Source organism: Nitrospirota bacterium, assembly GCA_040752355.1.
Classification (GTDB): domain Bacteria; phylum Nitrospirota; class Thermodesulfovibrionia; order Thermodesulfovibrionales; family Dissulfurispiraceae; genus JBFMCP01.
The window spans coordinates 68,046-87,205 of record JBFMHE010000013.1; the positions used below are offsets into that span (position 1 = coordinate 68,046).

Below are 19,160 nucleotides of genomic sequence, written 5' to 3' on the forward strand. Positions count from 1 at the left end.
GGAAAGTTCTGCTCTCTCGGCAGGAATTACCGATTTTGCTCTGTATCCAGTATCGCCTTGATCAGGTCCCCCAAGCCTGTAAATCTCACCTGTATGCTGTCATACTGCCGGGAAAAAGCCCTCTGGACATCGGAGGCGACTACAAAGTTGCTCCCCTTCGGATACTGCCTTCTGAAGGCCTTGAGATTTGTCACATCAAAGTCGGATGCCGACCACTTGCATTCAATGGCGACCGGCTCGGATTTGCGCCGTGCCAGCACAAAATCCACCTCGTGGCCGCGTTTATCTCTCCAGTAGAAAATGCTGCGGGATTGCGTCTGTGCATGCATTTCGTTCAGAACAAAATGCTCCCACAGCGTACCAAAGTCATCATTGCGCAACTCATGCCATCCCCGTGAATAGCACATGAAGCCGGTATCGAAGGCATACACTTTGGGCGCCGAGATGATTTCCGCAGGGCGATGGGAGCTGAACGGGCGTATTACATGGACGACAAAAGTCGCTTCGAGGACGGCCAGGTAATTGGATATGGTCGTCCGGCTGACTTCGCAGGGACGGGCAAAAGCGGTCGCCTCAAAGATCCCCCCGCTTTGGACCATGAGCAGCTCTGCAAATTTCAGAAACGAGTGCCTCCGCTCAAGCCGGAACAACTCCTGGATGTCTTTTGCCCAGTACGCCTCCATCCATTCCTGGAAATCACGTTCGGGTATCTTTTCCTCCAAAAAAAACGGCGGGAGGCCGCCGTGCAAAAAACGGCGCGCGAGCTCAGTACGGCCGAAATCAGTGAGATCTGCAGAAACCATAGGTGTCAGCCATAGCTCATATTTTCTGCCGGCCAGGGTATCCTTGAACTTTGCCGAAGCGCCGAGCGTGGACGACCCTGTAGCCAGTATCTTCGTGCCGGGATAATGGTCTGCTGCGATTTTCAGGATTTCGGAGGGGTTGTCAAGGCGGTGGACTTCATCCAGCACGAGCGTACGCCCCTTGACATCGTCCAGGAACGATTGCGGATCCTCCATCATACGCCGGACCCTCGGCAGCTCGCAGTCGAAATACTCGATGTGGGGGAAGCTCTGGCAAAGCATGGTTTTGCCGGCACGGCGGACGCCGGAAAGCCAGAGGATTGGCCGCTCTCTTAATCCCTTTTTTATTCTCTCAAGCCAAAAGCGCCTTTGTACCATATGCAATGATACTAGCATATAGTGATACTAATTGAAAAGATACTTGCATTTGTAGCCCCTTTTTTCATCTTGGAGCAGAGGGGAATCCGTGACTGATCCGTGACTTCCTCTCTGGTATCATCCACTCAGGTTCTAAGATCATTGCAACGTGGAGGAGAGGCATTATGAGGACGTTATTCATCTTTTTTTGTGCAGTCGTTCTGGCAATGGCTCTATGCGGGACTGAGGGAGCCCATGCCCTTGAGCTGATGACGAACGGCGGCTTTGAGACCGGGGATCTGACGGGCTGGTCCCATTACGGCGACACGAGTTATTCAGGCGTGGACGGCGCTAAGCCGCACACCGGCAGGTATGGCTTTTATGCCGGTCCGACGAGCGACATGGCCTTTCTCGATCAGAGCCTTCAGACCGTAGCTGGGCAGGAGTATACATTGAGCTTCTGGATGAGCAGGGACCCGCAGGGCAGTCCTTTTGAAGAGCCGTTCAACTGGTTCATGGCCCTTTGGGACGGCGTGCCTGTGCTTGACAGGGGAAACTTCTTTGAGCAGGACTATACGTTGTATTCCTTCACCGTACAGGCAGCATCAACCGGATCACTGCTCACCTTCGGCCTCTTCGATTCACAGTCGTTCATCAACCTTGATGAGGTGTCGGTGACGGGTCCTGACAATCCTCCTTCTGCGGTGCCTGAGCCGGGCACCATTGTGCTTCTTGGGGCAGGACTGATCGGCGCCATAGGGGCAAGAAGGATGTTCCGGGTGTTGCAGCAGAGATAAAGACCAAACTATAGAGGTAAGAGGAGAAGAGAGATGAAGAAGATAGCAGGACTTTGCCTATCAATTCTTTGTGCATTATTAATGGCAGCGCAAAGTGCGTCGGCTGATGCAGTGGTGAAGCAGCTTTATTACCAGAAGAAGCTGAGCAGCGCACCCGTGAGCGGCACGGGGACAATAACGGTAAGCTACACCTTCAGCCTGTGGGATGTAGAGACGGGCGGAAGCGAGGCAGTGAACAGGGTATGGTATGAGACAAAAGGCATACCGGTTACCAGCACGACACGGGTGATCAGCACGTACCTTGGCGACACCAGCCAGCTGTACACTGATATGTTCGCTCAACAGTTGTGGGTGCAGGTGGAGAGCAATGGAACGGTGATCGGGACGAGGGAGAAGCTGGGGGTAGTGCCGTATGCGCTGTTCAGCGCAACGAGTGATGTGCCGGGGGTGCCGGGGCCTACCGGACCTACGGGACTGCAGGGCATACCGGGTGAGCCAGGAGCAATGGGACCCAAAGGCGACACGGGTGCAACAGGAGCGACCGGGGCAAAGGGCGATCCCGGCGCTGCAGGTGCAACGGGTGCAAAAGGTGATACCGGAGCACAGGGTATAGCTGGAGCGACAGGGCCGAAAGGAGATACCGGGGCAACAGGTGCAACCGGACCGACCGGGCCACAGGGAATACAGGGCGTAGCTGGACCTACTGGGCCAACGGGACCGGCAGGCGTGACATCGGCAACGGCGACAACACTTGCGGCAGGCTCACCGGCAACAGCAACCCTCAGTGGGGGTGTTCTTGCTCTTGGAGTTCCGCAAGGGCCAGCCGGAACAGATACGCTCGGCTCCCTGGCGTGTAAAGCGGGTGATGCTGTTTCCTATAATGGCACCGCATGGGTCTGTAGCAATGGAGGGACAAGCTCGGGAACCTATGCAAAATTCGTGGTGGCGGTTGGTAGCGCTGATGCCGACCCCTTATGGTCTAAATTATCAGGGGGCGGCGTTCACTTTCGGGAGGAGACAATCATAATAGGTGGCGACAAATTCCCTACACAGACGTTTGAGGTTGAGTGGGACAACCTCATCCTTGAGGGCGAGATGCCTGCAGGAGAGAAGGTTGCTTCTCCCATCTCTGCCAACCAGTTTCGTACCGACCTTTCAGAGAACATACGGACCATTTCGCCGATAACGATTAAGATCGACAAAATAAAGATACCTACTAACGAAGACCCCGAAGTAGCTTACATGCCTGGGCAGCCGCACTACGAGACCATCTCCTTCGGCATCGAGGGCACGGATACGGCCATCCTGAAGTGGGTGAATGATGTCTATGCGGGTGCCAACGTCCGGAAGGATATCATCATCGATCTTGGGCCGAATAGAGAAGTCCGTTATGTTTTGCAACAATGTACCCCCGTTGCGTATCAGCCAACCCAGAATTCCGTGCCTGTCCTCTCTTCGGTGGAGGTACGCTGCGCGCGGGTGGGGCTCTATGCCCATCGAGGACGGCCGTATCTGGCCCAGTGGCTCACTGCCATGGTAAGTGGTGAGGTAGGACAGTACCAGGACCTGCAAATTTCGGAGTTGAAGGGAAGCAATCCTGCTACGCGCATTTATTTTTATTCCTTCATCACCGCGTATACGCTCACCGGCCTGGATAAAGGCAGCACGGCCCCGGTTGTCGAAACCGTTGAGATTGTCCCTCGCTCCGCGAATATTTTGGAAGTGTCAGGGGCGTTTTAAACCTGCTGGATATGAGCATGCGTGCGGGGTGATAGAAAATACTCAAAGGAGTATTTCAATTTTATATACGAAAGAGGAAAAAAGATGAGGAAGATAGTGGTGCTCAGTGTATTCATTCTTTGTACGATCTTTATGGCAGCGCAAAGTGCGTCGGCTGATGCAGTGGTAAAGCAGCTTTATTACCAGAAGAAGCTGAGCAGCGCACCCGTGAGCGGCACGGGGACAATAACGGTGAGCTACACCTTCAGTCTGTGGGATGTAGAGACGGGCGGAAGCGAGGCAGTGAACAGGGTATGGTATGAGACAAAAGGCATACCGGTTACCAGCACGACACGGGTGATCAGCACGTACCTTGGCGACACCAGCCAGCTGTACACTGATATGTTCGCTCAACAGTTGTGGGTGCAGGTGGAGAGCAATGGAACGGTGATCGGGACGAGGGAGAAGCTGGGGGTAGTGCCGTATGCGCTGTTCAGCGCAACGAGTGATGTGCCGGGGGTGCCGGGGCCTACCGGACCTACGGGGCTTCAGGGCATACCGGGTGAGCCAGGAGCAACGGGACCCACCGGCGCAACCGGCCCGACAGGACTGCAGGGTGCAGCAGGCCCTACTGGCCCAACGGGACCCAAGGGCGACACGGGTGCAACAGGAGCGACCGGGGCAAAGGGTGATACCGGAGCACAGGGCGTAGCAGGAGCGACCGGGCCGAAGGGTGATACCGGAGCACAGGGACCGAAAGGTGATACTGGAGCAACAGGAGCAAAGGGTGACACTGGTGCACAGGGCGTAGCAGGAGCGACTGGCCCAACAGGGCCGACAGGACCGACGGGGCCGCAGGGACCGGCTGCCAAATATGGCAGGGTGGCGGTAGTAGCACTGAGCGGAGGTAATTACAAACATCCTCTTGAGGCGATGAAAGATGTTGAGGCCTGGTGCGGCAAGCCTTCGGCCACGAATCCCTGTCTGCTGAAGATCATGCCGGGAGTTTATGATTTAAAGGGAGAGTCCTTGATGATGCAGCCCTATATCGATATCGAAGGATCAGGGGAAAAGACCACGAAGATTACTTCGGCATTGACTAACACAACATCGCCTCTGACCGTAGGTACAATTACTGGCGCTGATAACGCTGAGTTGCGATTCCTTGCCGTTGAGAACACCGCTACAGATAAATACCCAGTAGCAATAATGAATTCTTCTGCATCACCCTCGATCACCCATGTCACCGCAACCGTTTCAGGTGGGGAGTACAGCTATGGTATCTTCAACTACAAATCCTCACCGACGATAACAAATGTCACTGCGGCCGCCTTGGGGGGGGAACACAGCAATGGCATTTTCAATGAAACATCCTCGCCTACCATGACAAATGTCACTGCAATCGCTTCGGGGAAGGGATACAATTATAGCGTCTACAACGCAAATTCCTCCTCGCCTACCATGACAAACATCACTGCAATCGCTTCAGGAGAATACTACAACGACAGCATTGTTAACTTTCTCTCTTCGCCGACCATGATAAATGTCATGGTGACCGCATCAGGCGGGTCTTACAATTACGGCATCCAAAACGCTCGATCCTCGACGGTCATGAAGAATGTCATGGTAACCGCTTCTGGGGAATATGCCAATATCGGCATTTTTGATACCGACTCCTCGTCGACCATGATGGATATCATGGTAAAAACTTTGGGGGGAAAATACAGCTATGGCATTGATATTAGCAACAGCTCCCCAGCTACCATAACGAATTCGGTGGTGACCGCTTCTGGACAGACATGCTACGAATGCTTCCACTACGGCATAACAGCCGGCTACGCAGGAACAGTCAGGATCAACCATTCAGTGATCAAAGGGGATACTAAGACGATTGATAATGGAACAGGGGTAACAATCCTGGTAGGCAATACCCAACTGGATGGAGGGGCAGTCTCCAATGCAGGGACCCTTACCTGTGTAGGGGCGTACAACGGCAGCTATGTCGTACTCAATACAAGCTGCCAGTAAGTCCCGGCGGACAAATTTTATTTATATAGCGGAGTTGGAATCATTGAAAAAGGACAATACATATCAGGAGGCAACAAATGAATAAAACACTCTCTTTGTTTGTTATCTTGGTCGGCATCCTGCTCTTCGCTGCGACACAAGCATCAGCGGGAGCTATAAGTGCAGAAATCTACTTTGCAAATTATGGGGATTCTTTTTACGGAGGCTCGGGCGTATCATCGGTTACTGCCTCGAAGACAACGGTGTCGGGGTATAGCGAAGGCGGGGCCGACTTTTTTGGCGCACCCTCTGTTTCTGTTTCTGTTCAAACCAATCCCGGAAATTATGGAATTATAGCCGTTGCGGGGCTCACCGATCATTTGACCTTTAATGTCCTTGGCGGAGGTTCGGCTTTGGTAAATGTGCGTATGTCGGGAAACTGGGGAGGCACTGGTCAGAAACAGGTCGAATTCGGGCTCGGTTTGGGTTCAACCTACTACTCGGGCGGAGCATATGGGTGTGATAGTAGTATAGGCCGTTGTTATGGTTTCGGGCAGGGTACTTTTGATACTAACACCTGGTACTTTGATGTGCCATGGACAATATATGACGATGCCACGTACCAATTCGGGTACAGCGTAAAAGCCATTGCAGAGTACGGCGGCAGCGCCTACATGGATGACCCGCTTATCATTGAGCTGCCGGATGGCGTAACCTTTACGTCTGCCTCGGGAAGCACCTATTCCCCGGATACCCCTTCGACGCCGGTGCCGGAACCCGGGACAATGCTGCTTGTCGGGAGCGGATTAGCCGGACTCGTACTGTTTAGAAAAAATCGCAAGAAGTAAGGGTTCCAAAACATCAGGAGCACTACTATAAGGGAAGGGGCAGGGCGGCTATCCCCCTGCCTCATCTTGGGCCCTTCAGATTCTTGCTGCCGGAGAGTGGAACGATCAATAGCAAGGAATACAAAGGAGGTGTACGTGCAGAGCTACATTATCCGTGTCTACCGGGAAGAGCGGGATAACCCCCGGGGCCTGGTGGGGATTGTGGAAGAGGTAGGGGCCGAGGGCAAAAGGGCGTTTACCACCCTCGATGAGCTTTGGGATATTCTGAATGCACGGGAATCTGCATCGCCCATCGGAAAGGTGGTGCGGCGGCGGAGCGACAGGCAGATGCTGGAGCGTACGTCCAATGATGTCCCGGATCCCCTTGGGAATGTCTAGGGGGGTATGGTACACTCAATGCACAAAACTCCGATAAAGAAGAGGTATGCTTCCCACCATGAGCGATGCGCTTCCTGTCAAGCTGTCTCGCCCGAAGATCTCAGGCGTCTTCCCCCGAGAGCGGCTGTTCAAAATACTCGATGCAGAACAGGGCCGTTCCGTCATCTGGGTGTCGGGGCCTGCGGGATCGGGTAAGACCACCCTGGCGGCAAGTTATCTCGCTGCGCGCAAGCGTCCCTGCCTGTGGTACCAGGTCGATGAGGGTGATGCGGATATCGCCACGTTTTTTTACTATATGGGGATGGCCGCTCAAAAAGCGGCGCCGAGAAAGAAGCAGCCTCTTCCCCTCCTTACCCCGGAGTACCTGGGAGGGATCCCGGTCTTTACCAAGCGTTTTTTTGAGAACCTCTGCGGCAGGCTGAAGGCGCCGTTCACCATTGTTTTCGACAACTGCCAGCATGTGCCCGAGCATGCGCTGTTTCATGAGGTGCTCGCCCTCGGGCTTGACGCGCTGCCTGAAGGCATAAACGTTATGCTGCTGAGCAGGAACGACCCCGCGCAGCACTTTGCCCGCCTGCATGCAAACAACAGGATGGCGGTGTTGGGGTGGAACGAAGTGCGGTTCTCTCTCGATGAGTCGAGGCAGCTTGCCCGGGAACGGGCACTCGAAGACCTGTCCGAAGGGAGCCTGAGCGAACTATACAAAGATACCGAAGGCTGGGCTGCCGGGCTTGTATTGCTTCTGGAGAGCATGAAGAGCGGGGGACCTGAGTATCAGGCGCTCGGGCACCGCGCCCATAAGGAGATATTCAATTATTTCGCGAGCGAGATCTTCGGGAAGAGCTCGCCGGAGCTGCAGGAGTTTTTATTGAAGACCGCTTTTCTGCCGAGGATGACATCGTCCATGGCAGAAAAGCTTACCGGGCTTGCCTCTGCACGGAAGATACTCGATGACCTCAGCCGGAACCACTTTTTTACCGAACGACATCATAATGACCATTCCTCGTACCAATATCATCCGCTGTTCAGGGAATTCCTTCTCTCCAGGACAGAAGAGACATTCGCCCCTGAAAAGGTCGCCCTGATCCAGGATAGAGCCGCAGGACTTCTGGAGGAATCCGACCAGATCGAAGATGCCGCTGCGCTTTACCTCAAGACAGGTAACGGGGAGTCTATACTCCGGTTGATCCTGGCGCATGCCCAGCGCCTGCTGACACAGGGAAGAAGCGCTACGATCGAGGAGTGGCTTGCAGGCATTCCGGATGAGGCCGTCGAGAAGACTCCGTGGGCGCTTTACTGGAAGGGTGCGTGTCGCACCCCGGTCAATCCCTCTGAGGGACGGCGGTATTTTGAAAAGGCCTTTGCCCTGTTCGGGACCGAAGGCGACCCTGCCGGGGAGTTTCTGTCATGGGCAAGCATTGTGGATTCCTTTCTTTATGAATGGTCGGACTTCGCGCCCCTGGACTACTGGATAACGGTGATCGGGGAGCTTATGGCGCGGCATGGCGGTTTTCCTTCTATCGAGATCGAGGCCCGTGTGACGGGCAGCATGCTCATCGCCCTGATCTTCCGGCAACCGCAGCACCCCGAGTGTTCCTTATGGGAAGATCGCGTCAATGCGTTGCTGCGCGCCATGCCTGACGGACGGGCGCGCATTATGATGGGCAGCAGCCTTGTAAGTTTTTATCTTTGGACAGGGGAGCTCACCAGAATGAAGGTGCTTATCGATGTCCTGAGACCCGATCCCGGCAGCGGGGATGTCGACCCCCTGCGGCTTCTTTGGTGGCGGTTCCAGGAGGCGAGCTATCTTTTGCTCAACGGAGATTTCATGAACTGCCGCACGGCGGTCACCGAAAGTCTTGCCATAGCGGAGACCAGAGGCGTTCACCTGTTTGACTTCGCTTTGCTGGCGTTGGGTGTTCCCAGCGCCTTGAGCTCCGGTGATCCGGCATCCGGCGCTGAGCTTCTGGGCCGTATGAAAGCGGTAATGAACCCTGCCCGCCTTCTGGATGTCGCTCAGTACCATTGCCTGGCAGGGTGGGAAGCGGCGTGCCGCGATGAGGTGCGCCACGCACTGGCTCATGCACGGGAGTCGGTAGCTATTGCCGATGAAGCAGGATCGCCCTTTCCGCAGGCACTGACGAATCTCCATCTGGCGCAGTTCTTGATAACGCTCGGGGAGTATCCCGCAGCCGCGCCCCATATCGCCTGCGTACGCAGTATCGGTCAGGACACGAAGAGCACATTTATCAGCTTCGTGGCACTCCTGACAGAGGCGCGGCTTGCACTGGAGCAGGGGGATGAGGAGCAGTGCCTGGGCCTGCTGCGGCAGGCCTTTGCCGTGGGAAAAACGAAGGGCATCATGACCTTCCCTAGTATATGTCCTGCGATTGCAGGGGAGCTTTGTGCAAAGGCATTGGAGGCGGGCATCGAGGTCGACTACGTGCGGGACATCATCCGGCGGTGCGCTCTTTACGACCACCCTCCGTCGACCGAGATCGGGCAGTGGCCCTGGCCGTTGAAAATTTATACGTTGGGGCGGTTCGGCCTGGTAAGGGAAGATATGCCTGTCGGCTTTTCCGGCAAGGTGCAGCAGAAGTCGCTTGCCCTGCTCAAGGCGTTGATCGCCCTTGGAGGAAGAGAGGTGCGCGAGGAGCAATTAGCCGACCTGCTCTGGCCCGACGCAGAGGGAGATGCTGCGCACAGCGCCTTCACTACTGCGCTCTCACGCCTTCGGCAACTTTTGGGGATTGAAAAGGCCATACGGTTCCAGGACGGAAGAGCGACGCTCGACTCCCGGTACTGCTGGGTGGATGCCTGGGCATTTGAGCGCGCTTCCGGGCAGGCTGATGCGATCTGGAAGGAAGAACAAAGGAATGGCAAAGGTGGGGTTGGCATAGAAGAGGGGATGCGACTGGCCGAGAGGGCCATAGCGATGTACAAAGGACATTTTCTTCAGGCCGACGCCGGTCATCCGTGGACTGCCTCTCTCCGCGAGCGTTTGCGGGATAAATACCTTCGCCTCATTGCACGTACAGGAGGCCACTTTGAGCAGACAGGGGCGTGGCAAAAGGCAATTGAATATTACACCAGGGGAACTCACGTCGATGACCTCGCAGAGGAGTTTTATCAGCGCCTGATCGTGTGCCACCGGCAGCTCGGACAGCATGCCGCGGCAATGGCCGTGTACGATCGCTGCCGCTCCGTATTATCCGCCCATCTCGGCATCGCGCCTTCGCCCACAACGGAAGCGCTCTATAAAAGCTTGTTGAAGGACCGGTAAGGCGGAGCATCGATACTTGCTGCAAGGGCGTCTGACAGAAGGAGTGGAGAGAGTCGGACGAGGCACAGTACATTCGCTCAACTGCCACCCCAAAGACCTTCGATCTTCGGGGACCCCGATTTTCGGTCGATGCGACCTCCGAGGCTAGGGCAGCTCGGAATCGAGTCGTACCGACCCGCTCCGGAATTCCCGAAAAGTCTACGACTTTCCGGGAGCCCTCTGCATCTCTATGGGGTCCCCAAAAAGACGTTGTCTTTTTGGGGCGGGGCTTCTCTTGGGCTGCCCATGCCGCTCATGTACTATGCCTCGTCCGACTCTAAGTCCTTTCATTTTGTTAGAAGCTCTAAGTAATCTGAGAAGACTCCGCTTGATCGGACACCGTCTTTCAGACCGGGCTCCGGCAGCCGCATCCTGTCCTGTTCAGTGCCGTGTCTCTCGCCTTATTCAAAACTTATGAACCGTTTTGGGTCGATTTTTCGGGCGACCCGTGAAGGAAAGAGCCCCGCCAGCAGCGTCGTCGCGAGTACGATGAGGAGAATGAGGGTGAGCCAGAGATAGGGCACGCCGAAATGTATCTCCCAGCCGAAAGAGATCTTGTTGATGACATGGATGAAGATGATGCTCATCAGGGGGCCCATCAGCGTGCCCAGGAGGGCGCCCGCGGCGCCGACGATTCCGGCGGCGAAGATGAGGATACATTGTATCTGTTCCCAGTCGCCGCCCAGGTAACGCAGAATGCTGATGTCCCGCTTCCGTTCGAGCACCAGGGCCAGAAGGGTATTGACCACGCCGATGAGCGAAACCACGATCGATATGAGCTCGATCGCGTAGGTGATGGCGAAGCTCCGGTCGAAGATCGCCAGGACCTTCTCCCGCAGCTCCCTGCTGTTCATGATCTCGAGGGAAAAGCGCGACGCGAGCCGCTCTCTCAGCTTCTGCGCGAAGGCGTTCACGTCGGTCCCTTCCCTGAGATACACGCCCATCTGGCTGGTATCGTCGAGCCCCCAGTAGGTCCTCAGCCACTTCCTGTCCATATAGATGAATCCCGATGTCGTTGAGTAGCTGCTGAAGGTCTCGTTCACGACAAAGCGCTGCGGGCCTTTGGGCGTCGGGATCTCGATCAGATCGCCGCTCTTGAGGCCGTACTTTATGCTGAGATAGTTCGAGACAGCCACCTGCTGCTGCTCCTGCAGGTCTTTGAACCGCCCCTGCTCCTCTATGCCGAAATAGTTGGTCGGCGAGTGTCTCCTCTGGACCGCGACATCGCCGAAGCCTGCCACGACCCGCCTCCCGAAAAGGGTCACCTGCAGGGTCCTGAAGCGGTCCACTCCCGATACCTCGGGAAAGCTCTTCACGAGAGAGACGACGTCATCGGAGAGAGGGTAGAAGCAGAAGTTCGAGGTGCAGGAGGCGGGCTTGATGTAGAGATCGGCCGAGACGTTCCTCGCCATCCACGACGTGAGGGAGTTCTTGAACGAGAAGATCAGCGTCAGGAGCGAGACGATGAGCGCGCTGCTTATGGCGACGCTCATTAAGGCTACGGAGAACCGGTAGATGTTGCCCTGCATGTCGCCTATGGTTATCGTTGCCGTTGCCTTGAACAGCTTTTCCGCCGGACGCCTGATCACCCTGAGGATCAGGGTGAGATAAAAGGGCGAGGTGAAGGTAAACCCGACGATGATGAGGAGAATGCCGAGATATGCCAGGTAGGGGAATTCGAAGGGGGTCAGGGCGTAATCGATATAGGACGCTATGCCCCCGAGGAGGATGAGGATGATCCCGGCCAGGAAGAAGAGATGCTGGTGCCGCTTGTACTTGCTCTCGAAGGTGCCTTCCCGCGAGCTCTCGTTCGGCCTGATCCGCGCTGACTCGAACGAAGGCACCGCCGACGCGATGAGCGATACGAGAAGCCCGAGTCCCAGCGCGCGCAGCGCATCGCCGGCAGTGATGAAATAGTCCGAGATGGAGAGCGTCCCGTACATGGTCGAGATAGTCCGCTCCACCGCCATCACCGAGAAGTAGGCGACCGCCTGGCCGAGCAGGATGCCGAGGGCCGAACCGATCAGGCCGAGAAGGACCCCCTGAATCGTGAAGATCATGACGATCGTCTTCCTGTCCGCGCCCAATCCCCGGAGAATGCCGATCTCGGTGCGCCGCTTGACGACCGAGATGAAGATGGTGTTGTAGAGGAGGAAGATGCCGACGAGAATGGCGATGAAGCTGACGAACTGGAGGTTGTACCTGAAGGAGGCGAGGAGGGATTTCTGGTTGCGCACCAGCTCCTCCTTGCGCTCGATGGTGAGATGCGAAGGGAGCTGCTCCCGCAGCCGCTCTGCCGTCGCCTCGTCGGTCGCGAGGTCCACGCGCGAGAGCACGCCGACCTTCCCGAAAAGGTCCTGGTAGTTGCCGAGGTCCATGATGACGGTATTCGCCGCCACGGATGCGGAATCCAGGATATCGGCGATCTGCAGGTCGTACGCCCTGTCGTAGACGAGCGCCTTGAGTGGTGCGCCTTTGGCGAGGCCGTGGCGGGCCGCAAACTGCCTGGTAATGACGATGCCGTTCGGGGTCCTCATGAAGCGCTCGATATCGAGGCCGCCCTGGACATCCGCAGGGAGCGCGCGGGCGGCCGTCACCGTATAGACACCGTGGATATCGACCGACTCCCGGAGCTGCGGGACGAAGGCGTTCACCCGGAGGAGGGGGAAGCTCTCTTCCTCGACGGCGCGGATATCCCGGTAGACCTTCTCGTCGAAATCGATGCCCGAGATATCGAAGACCTCATGGGTGGCGTACTGGTTTACTCCTTTGATCCCTGCTTCGAAGGCGGCGATGGCCCGGTCGGAGGCGATCTTCACCCCGATGAAGAGCCCGATGCCGAGAGCGACCCCGAGTATGGAGAGCAGGGTGAGGAACTTCTCCCCGCGAATGGACCTGAGGACGAAAAGATGGACCAGCTTCCGCAGGGTCATAGGAGGATAGCGCCGTCCCTGATCCGCACGACCCGTTGGGCGTACCGCGTCAGCGGCGCTTCATGCGTCACCAGGACGACGGTCTTCCCCAGCTCTTCGACGAGCTGCTTGAGGAGGTCCATGATCGATTCGCCCGTCACGCTGTCGAGGCTCCCCGTAGGCTCGTCCGCGAGGACGATATCGGGATTATGGATCAGCGCACGGGCTATGGCGACGCGCTGCTGCTGTCCGCCCGAGAGCTGAAAGGGGAAACCGGCCTCCTTGCCCTTCAGGCCGACGCGGCGGATGTACGTATGCACCTGCTCCTCGCCCTCGGCGCCGCTGAGCAGCAGGGGCATCTGTATGTTCTCGAAGACGGTGATGTTCGGGAGCAGGTTGAAGAACTGGAATATGAAACCGATCTTCTTTCTCCGGTAGAGCGTCAGCTGCCGGTCGGTGTAGGCGGTGATCTTCTCGCTGTCGACAACGATCGTGCCGTCGTCGGGCCGGTCCATGCCGCCGATAAGATTGAGGAGGGTCGATTTCCCGGATCCGGAGCTCCCCATGACCGCGAGGAACTCTCCTGTCCGCACCTCGAGGTTCACCCCGTTCAGGACCTTGCAATCCCCGTAATATTTATCGACGTTCTCGAGCGTGATCATTCAGTATCCCACCAGCTCTACATAGGCCCTTCCCGTCGCGTTCCCCGTTACCGTGCAGGCGCCTTCCCAGTAGTAGTTCCTGGTCGTTTTCGTAGAGAGCACCTCCTGGTCCTCGATCAGGGGCGTGACGGTGAGCGCCAGCCGCTCGGCAGGAAGGGCGATTTCCCACTGCGCGGGATAGCGCGCGCCGGTCTTTTCCGAGGTATAATGCCGCAGCGTCTTGATCGTGAACTCCTTTTTCGCGAGGTGGCGGTAACTGCCGTCGGGATAGACGAGCGTGCCGGAGGAGTAGGGGTCATGCGAGCCGTCCCTGTTCCTGATGAGATACAGCATGACATCCCTGCCGTCGTCGAGCTGGAGCGAGAACCAGTCCCACCCGGCCTTGCCTGCATCGAGCCCCCGGGACGAGAGCTCCCGGTCGAACCAGCTCGTACCGCTCACCGTGAAGGTGGCGCTGCCGATCCGCAGGGTGCCCTCGGCAGCGAGCCGGGGATAAGAGAAGTAGTAGGAAGCGATCAGGGGCGATGCCCGGGATTTCCGCGAGTAGCCCTGCTCTCCGTGAAGGACGAGCGGCTTCAGGGGGGTCAGGGTCAGCTCGAGCGCATGCCGCTCCCCGGAAGCCTTCAACTGCATCTTCTCCATTGAGCCCTCCAGGCTGCTCGCCCCGACCCATACGTGCAGGCGGTCGCTGCGCGCCCCGGCGAAGCCATAGGCCCCTGCGTCCGCCCTCTCGTGGAAGAGGAATTTCCTGTCCTGTATATCGGATACCGCGAAATGGGAAATATAGATCGTGCTCACCCCGAATTGGGAGGAGTAGTCTCTCTTCTGGACGCCCACGACGAAAAAGGTGAGCTCATAGCCGAACTCCCTGCCGCCGGCATCGAAGAGATGCCCGGTAAAGTACCACCACTGAACCCGATACGCGCTGTTGTGATATAAGTCCCGGGGAAACTGCAGCCGGGATTCCGCGGTGACCTCGCTGAACTCCTGCGGCAGTGCGTCAGGAACGATGCCGATGAGCGAAAACAGCAGGATGAAAGCTCGTATCGTAGTCATTCCCTCTGCCCCTCTGCGGCCCTCCGTTCTCAGGCGCTGCCGTGCGCGCATACCTCTGATCTAATTTTACTATGTTATAATAAAACGTGCGTAAGGAAGATACCTCCCCCGGCAGTGAGGGCCTCGCCGGGAGCCTGTTTCAGAGGCGGCGTATATCGTGCTCCGCCATACCGAATGCCGGATATCTTGGTTTCTCCCGGATTTTCCCGTGGTTGTCCTTGTGGAATGCATGGCGCAGCAGCTGTACTGCCTATTAATTTTATTAATTGTTACTTTAATTTGTTGAAATCCGTAACATTTTGGGCTAAGCTAATAAAATTCACTTGTTGCGGGAAGAAAAATAGAGGAGGGTAATGAGATGGCTGAAATGCTGGAAATCAGATGGCACGGCCGCGGCGGGCAGGGTACGGTTACTGCTGCCAAGGTCTTTGCCGATGCATGTTTGAGCGGAGGGCGCTATGTGCAGGCCTTTCCCGAATACGGTCCTGAACGCTCGGGAGCCCCGCTGAGGGCCTACAACAGGGTGAGCTCGAAGGAGCTCAGGATGCACTGCCCTGTGCTGAAACCGAATATTGTCGCCGTGGTCGATGCGACCCTGCTCGACGCCATAAATGTAGCCGACGGCGCGCCGGATGACGCGGCCTTCATCATCAACACCGCAAAGGACCCGAAGGAGATCCGGGAGAAGCTCAAGGCGAAGCCGTCGCAGAAGGTCTTTACCGTAGACGCCACCAAGATCGCCATCGAGAGCTTCGGCAGGCCCATGCCGAACTCCCCGATGGTCGGCACGCTCGCGAAGGTGTCGGGACTGGTGAGCCTCGAGAACATCCTCGAGGATGTCAAAAAGAGTTTCGGGAAAAAGTTTTCGCAGAAGATCATAGACGGTAACCTCGAAGCGACGCGGAGAGGGTACGAGGAGGTAAAGGAAGGATGAAACTGAAGGGATGGAAAGAACTCAACCCCGGCGCGGTCATCACCGAGCCCGGGAGCGCCCTGAAATTCAAGACCGGCTCCTGGAGGGCCTTTAAACCTAGATGGATCCCGGAAAACTGCATTCAGTGCATGTTCTGCTGGGCCTACTGCCCCGACATGGCGATAAAGGTCAAGGACGGAAAGAGAGCGGAATTCGATTATGACTATTGCAAGGGCTGCGGCATCTGCGCCCTCGAGTGCCCCGGCAAGAAGGGCAATAAGGCGATCGTCATGGAAGAGGAGGGCAAGTAATGGGAACCAACGGAAAGAAGATAGTCGCCGTCACCGGCAATGAGGCTGTTGCCGAGGCGATGCGCCAGATCAATCCCGATGTCTGCGCCGCCTATCCCATCACGCCTGCCACCGATATCATGCAGCGCTTCACCAGCTTCGTCTCGAACGGCAAGGTCAAGACCGAGATGGTCCTCGTCGAGAGCGAGCACAGCGCCATGAGCGCCTGCATCGGCGCCTCCGCCGCGGGCGGCAGGGTCGCCACCGCCACGTCCGCCCAGGGACTGGCCCTCATGTGGGAGGAGCTGTATATCGCTTCCGGCAACCGCCTGCCTATCGTGATGTCGCTGGTCAACCGGGCGCTCTCCGCGCCGATCAATATCCACGGCGACCACTCCGACGGCATGGGCGCGCGCGATTGCGGCTGGATACAGCTCTGGTCCGAGAACGCCCAGGAAGCCTACGATAACATGATCCAGGCGTTCCGCATCGCCGAGCACGGGGACATCAGGATGCCGGCCATGGTCTGCATGGACGGCTTCATCATCAGCCACTCCATAGAGAGGATGGAGTATCTGGACGACGAGACGGTGCGGAACTTCGCCGGGGAGTTCAAGACGGTCAATCCCCTGCTCGATGTCGAGCACCCGGTGAGCTACGGCCCGTTGATCCTGACGGATTACTATATGGAATACCGGAGGGCCCATGCCGAAGTCATGTCGAAGGTCAAGAAGGTGGTCCTCGACGTGGCGAAGGACTTCGAGAAGATCTCGGGCAGGGAGTACGGTCTCTTCGAGACGTATAGGCTCGAGGATGCGGAGGTCGGCATCGTTGTCCTGAACTCCGCGGCGGGCACCACCAAGGATGCCATCGATATGTTCAGGGACAAAGGCGTCAAGGCGGGGCTCCTGAAGCCGAGGCTCTTCAGGCCGTTCCCCTACGAGGAGGTCGGCGAGGCATTGAAGCATCTGAAGGCGGTCTGCGTGCTCGACAGGGCCGACGCCTTCGGCGCTTCCTACGGCCCGCTCTTCATGGAGATCGCGGCGAGCCTTTATCCCTACAAGGAGAGGCCGGTGATGTTCAATAAGGTCTACGGCCTCGGCGGAAGGGACTATCTCCCCGACCAGGCGGAGCTGGTGCTCACCGAGCTTGCCGAGACCCTGAAGACAGGGAAGGTAAAAACGGTTAAAGAATATATAGGAGTGAGGGAATAACATGGCGACACCATTGAGTCTGAAAGAGCTTTCGAAGAAAGAAGTATTGCTGACCGGAGGCCATCGTATGTGCGCCGGCTGCGGCGCTCCGATCGTGGTCAAGATGGTGCTGCTCGCTGCCGAACAGCCCGTGGTCGCAGCCAATGCGACGGGCTGCCTCGAAGTCTCGACCTGCATCTCCGAGTTCACGGCATGGAAGATTCCCTGGATCCATAACGCCTTCGAGAACGCAGCGGCGACCGCTTCGGGAGTCGAGACCATGTACCGCTCCCTCAAGAAGCAGGGCAAGATCGACAAGGACATCAAGTTCATCGCTTTCGGCGGCGACGGCGGCACCTACGACATCGGGTTCCAGAGCCTCTCGGGAGCGATGGAGCGCGGCCATGACCTGCTCTACATCTGCTACGACAACGGCGCGTACATGAACACCGGTATCCAGCGTTCGAGCGCAACGCCCTTCGGCGCCGATACCACGACCTGCCCGGCGGGAAGCGCGATCCCGGGAAAGCTGCAGCACCGGAAAGATCTCACCAAGATCATGGCTGCCCACGGCATCCCCTATGTCGCCCAGGCGTCGCCGAGCCATTGGCAGGACCTTATGAAGAAGGTGAAGAAGGCCCTCGCAACGCCGGGTCCGAAGTTCATGAATATCATCGCTCCCTGCAACAGGGGCTGGAGGTCGAGGAACGACGACGCCATCCAGTTGAGCAGGCTCGCGGTCGAGACCTGCTACTGGCCGCTCTTCGAGATCGAGAACGGCGTGACCACGATCTCGGTGAAGCCGAAAGAGAAGAAGCCCCTCGTCGAGTTCCTGAAACCCCAGGGCAGGTTCAAGCACCTCTTCGGCCCTGAAAACGAGCACCTCCTGAACGAGGCACAGGCGCAGGTCGACGCCTACTGGGACCGCCTGCTCAGGGAGGAGGCCTTCAGCGCATCGCTGGGGTCGAAAGAGGCGGAAGAGAAAATAGCGTAACAGTTTTAAGAACGTAGTTCCAGGCTGGAGCCCTTGCAAAGACTCTTTGCAAGGGCTTTTTGCGTTCCCGATAAGGCAAAAGTCTCGGCCTTGACGCTCGGGGAGGTAATTGATAGAGTGAGGGTACGAATGATGTTCCAGACTGGCGCGGCTCTCCGGAGCATTGTTACGGAGAGACTTGATAACCCGAAAGAAAGGTGATATGCGTTAATTAGTTGACCGGTATAGAGGTGTTTGCGGGAAATAACAGGAGAGAAGAAGAAAAAGGAGGGAGCTGTCATGGCAAATCCATTCGTGCATATTGAATTGCAGACACAGGACCCGGATAAGGCCAAAACGTTTTACGCAAGATTGTTCGACTGGAAGCTCGAAGACATTCCGGGTATGGACTATACGATGATCGGCGTGGGAGAGGGCACAGGCGGCGGAATGATGAAGAACCCCATGCCGGGTGCTCCGTCCCATTGGCTTCCGTACATTCTGGTGGATGACATTGCAGCCTCAACAAAGAAGGCGAAGTCGCTTGGAGCTGCGATTGCTCAGGATGTTACCGAAATCACGGATTTTGGATGGTTCAGCGTGATTATAGATCCGACCGGAGCAGCCTTCGGACTCTGGCAGGGGAAAGCCGGCAAGTAAGGGCTCTCTCAGGGTATATCATCTTTTCAGAACTGAAAGAAAAATTGCCACAGCTGGGGGTGAAAGATTTCGATCCCGGCCCGCACTATCTGCAGGAGGACGATCCTGAAAGGATCGTCGCAGTAGCTGGCAGCCTGGATCAAGGAGAACGGGCTTTAAAACGAGAGGGAGAGGCAGCGTCTGATCGATACAGCGATCGGCATTTGAAGAAAATATCCGAGAATTGGGCCCGGTCTGCATTGATCGGAACCGGTGATCCTGAACAAAAGC

The 19,160-nt window shown here is 56.9% G+C and carries 15 protein-coding genes; 11 read left to right on the forward strand and 4 right to left on the reverse strand.

Features of this window, described 5'->3' with window-relative positions; all coding sequences use genetic code 11:
• Positions 1–26: 26 nt before the first annotated feature.
• Positions 27–1,199: an ATP-binding protein gene (locus AB1805_10650; GenBank protein MEW5745878.1), complete on the reverse strand. Its 1,173-nt coding sequence runs from the start codon at positions 1,197–1,199 to the stop codon at positions 27–29.
• Between the two features lie 146 nt (positions 1,200–1,345).
• Between AB1805_10650 and AB1805_10655 the strand changes: the two genes are divergently transcribed.
• From AB1805_10655 to AB1805_10680, 6 genes are all read left to right on the forward strand, one after another.
• Positions 1,346–1,957, forward strand: coding sequence for a carbohydrate binding domain-containing protein (locus tag AB1805_10655; protein ID MEW5745879.1), 612 nt, complete (start codon positions 1,346–1,348; stop codon positions 1,955–1,957).
• Between the two features lie 33 nt (positions 1,958–1,990).
• Positions 1,991–3,697 carry a hypothetical protein gene (locus tag AB1805_10660; protein MEW5745880.1) on the forward strand — a complete coding sequence of 569 codons (1,707 nt, stop codon included), beginning with the start codon at positions 1,991–1,993 and terminating at the stop codon, positions 3,695–3,697.
• A 21-nt stretch (positions 3,698–3,718) separates the two neighbouring features.
• On the forward strand, positions 3,719–5,704 hold the full coding sequence (locus AB1805_10665) for a hypothetical protein (GenBank protein MEW5745881.1): 1,986 nt from the start codon (positions 3,719–3,721) through the stop codon (positions 5,702–5,704).
• 77 nt (positions 5,705–5,781) lie between these two features.
• Positions 5,782–6,531: a PEP-CTERM sorting domain-containing protein gene (locus tag AB1805_10670; protein ID MEW5745882.1), complete on the forward strand. Its 750-nt coding sequence runs from the start codon at positions 5,782–5,784 to the stop codon at positions 6,529–6,531.
• A 135-nt stretch (positions 6,532–6,666) separates the two neighbouring features.
• Positions 6,667–6,909: a hypothetical protein gene (locus AB1805_10675; GenBank protein MEW5745883.1), complete on the forward strand. Its 243-nt coding sequence runs from the start codon at positions 6,667–6,669 to the stop codon at positions 6,907–6,909.
• 58 nt (positions 6,910–6,967) lie between these two features.
• Positions 6,968–10,192 carry a BTAD domain-containing putative transcriptional regulator gene (locus AB1805_10680; GenBank protein ID MEW5745884.1) on the forward strand — a complete coding sequence of 1,075 codons (3,225 nt, stop codon included), beginning with the start codon at positions 6,968–6,970 and terminating at the stop codon, positions 10,190–10,192.
• A 440-nt stretch (positions 10,193–10,632) separates the two neighbouring features.
• On the opposite strand, the gene AB1805_10685 is transcribed toward AB1805_10680, so the two are convergent.
• From AB1805_10685 to AB1805_10695, 3 genes are read right to left on the reverse strand one after another with little or no spacing between them, the layout of a single operon-like run.
• Entirely contained in the window at positions 10,633–13,164 is a 2,532-nt protein-coding gene (locus AB1805_10685; GenBank protein ID MEW5745885.1) for an FtsX-like permease family protein, read from the reverse strand.
• Positions 13,161–13,805, reverse strand: a complete 645-nt coding sequence (locus AB1805_10690; GenBank protein MEW5745886.1) for an ABC transporter ATP-binding protein — start codon at positions 13,803–13,805, stop codon at positions 13,161–13,163. The genes AB1805_10685 and AB1805_10690 overlap by 4 nt, the downstream gene beginning before the upstream one ends.
• The gene (locus tag AB1805_10695) at positions 13,806–14,861 is read right to left on the reverse strand and encodes a lipocalin-like domain-containing protein (protein MEW5745887.1); all 1,056 of its coding nucleotides are present in this window, start codon (positions 14,859–14,861) and stop codon (positions 13,806–13,808) included.
• Positions 14,862–15,219: 358 nt separating this feature from the next.
• Between AB1805_10695 and AB1805_10700 the strand changes: the two genes are divergently transcribed.
• From AB1805_10700 to AB1805_10720, 5 genes are all read left to right on the forward strand, one after another.
• Entirely contained in the window at positions 15,220–15,795 is a 576-nt protein-coding gene (locus AB1805_10700) for a 2-oxoacid:acceptor oxidoreductase family protein (protein MEW5745888.1), read from the forward strand.
• Positions 15,792–16,085: a 4Fe-4S binding protein gene (locus tag AB1805_10705; protein ID MEW5745889.1), complete on the forward strand. Its 294-nt coding sequence runs from the start codon at positions 15,792–15,794 to the stop codon at positions 16,083–16,085. Before AB1805_10700 ends, AB1805_10705 begins: the two co-directional genes overlap by 4 nt.
• On the forward strand, positions 16,085–17,278 hold the full coding sequence (porA, locus tag AB1805_10710) for a pyruvate ferredoxin oxidoreductase (GenBank protein ID MEW5745890.1): 1,194 nt from the start codon (positions 16,085–16,087) through the stop codon (positions 17,276–17,278). Before AB1805_10705 ends, porA begins: the two co-directional genes overlap by 1 nt.
• 1 nt (position 17,279) lies before the next feature.
• Positions 17,280–18,251 carry a thiamine pyrophosphate-dependent enzyme gene (locus AB1805_10715; GenBank protein ID MEW5745891.1) on the forward strand — a complete coding sequence of 324 codons (972 nt, stop codon included), beginning with the start codon at positions 17,280–17,282 and terminating at the stop codon, positions 18,249–18,251.
• A gap of 279 nt (positions 18,252–18,530) precedes the next feature.
• Complete coding sequence (locus AB1805_10720; GenBank protein ID MEW5745892.1) at positions 18,531–18,890, forward strand: VOC family protein; 360 nt, start codon at positions 18,531–18,533, stop codon at positions 18,888–18,890.
• The last annotated feature ends 270 nt before the right edge of the window (positions 18,891–19,160 follow it).

What these genes read in the sequence shown, in the direction of transcription:
- AB1805_10655 (MEW5745879.1), top strand. Translation starts at nt 1,346, where the DNA reads ATGAGGACGTTATTCATCTTTTTTTGTGCAGTCGTTCTGGCAATGGCT.
- AB1805_10715 (MEW5745891.1), top strand. Translation starts at nt 17,280, where the DNA reads ATGGCGACACCATTGAGTCTGAAAGAGCTTTCGAAGAAAGAAGTATTG.
- AB1805_10700 (MEW5745888.1), top strand. Translation starts at nt 15,220, where the DNA reads ATGGCTGAAATGCTGGAAATCAGATGGCACGGCCGCGGCGGGCAGGGT.
- AB1805_10670 (MEW5745882.1), top strand. Translation starts at nt 5,782, where the DNA reads ATGAATAAAACACTCTCTTTGTTTGTTATCTTGGTCGGCATCCTGCTC.
- AB1805_10705 (MEW5745889.1), top strand. Translation starts at nt 15,792, where the DNA reads ATGAAACTGAAGGGATGGAAAGAACTCAACCCCGGCGCGGTCATCACC.
- AB1805_10680 (MEW5745884.1), top strand. Translation starts at nt 6,968, where the DNA reads ATGAGCGATGCGCTTCCTGTCAAGCTGTCTCGCCCGAAGATCTCAGGC.
- AB1805_10660 (MEW5745880.1), top strand. Translation starts at nt 1,991, where the DNA reads ATGAAGAAGATAGCAGGACTTTGCCTATCAATTCTTTGTGCATTATTA.
- AB1805_10685 (MEW5745885.1), bottom strand. Translation starts at nt 13,164, where the DNA reads ATGACCCTGCGGAAGCTGGTCCATCTTTTCGTCCTCAGGTCCATTCGC.
- AB1805_10690 (MEW5745886.1), bottom strand. Translation starts at nt 13,805, where the DNA reads ATGATCACGCTCGAGAACGTCGATAAATATTACGGGGATTGCAAGGTC.
- AB1805_10695 (MEW5745887.1), bottom strand. Translation starts at nt 14,861, where the DNA reads ATGACTACGATACGAGCTTTCATCCTGCTGTTTTCGCTCATCGGCATC.
- AB1805_10650 (MEW5745878.1), bottom strand. Translation starts at nt 1,199, where the DNA reads ATGCTAGTATCATTGCATATGGTACAAAGGCGCTTTTGGCTTGAGAGA.
- AB1805_10720 (MEW5745892.1), top strand. Translation starts at nt 18,531, where the DNA reads ATGGCAAATCCATTCGTGCATATTGAATTGCAGACACAGGACCCGGAT.
- porA (MEW5745890.1), top strand. Translation starts at nt 16,085, where the DNA reads ATGGGAACCAACGGAAAGAAGATAGTCGCCGTCACCGGCAATGAGGCT.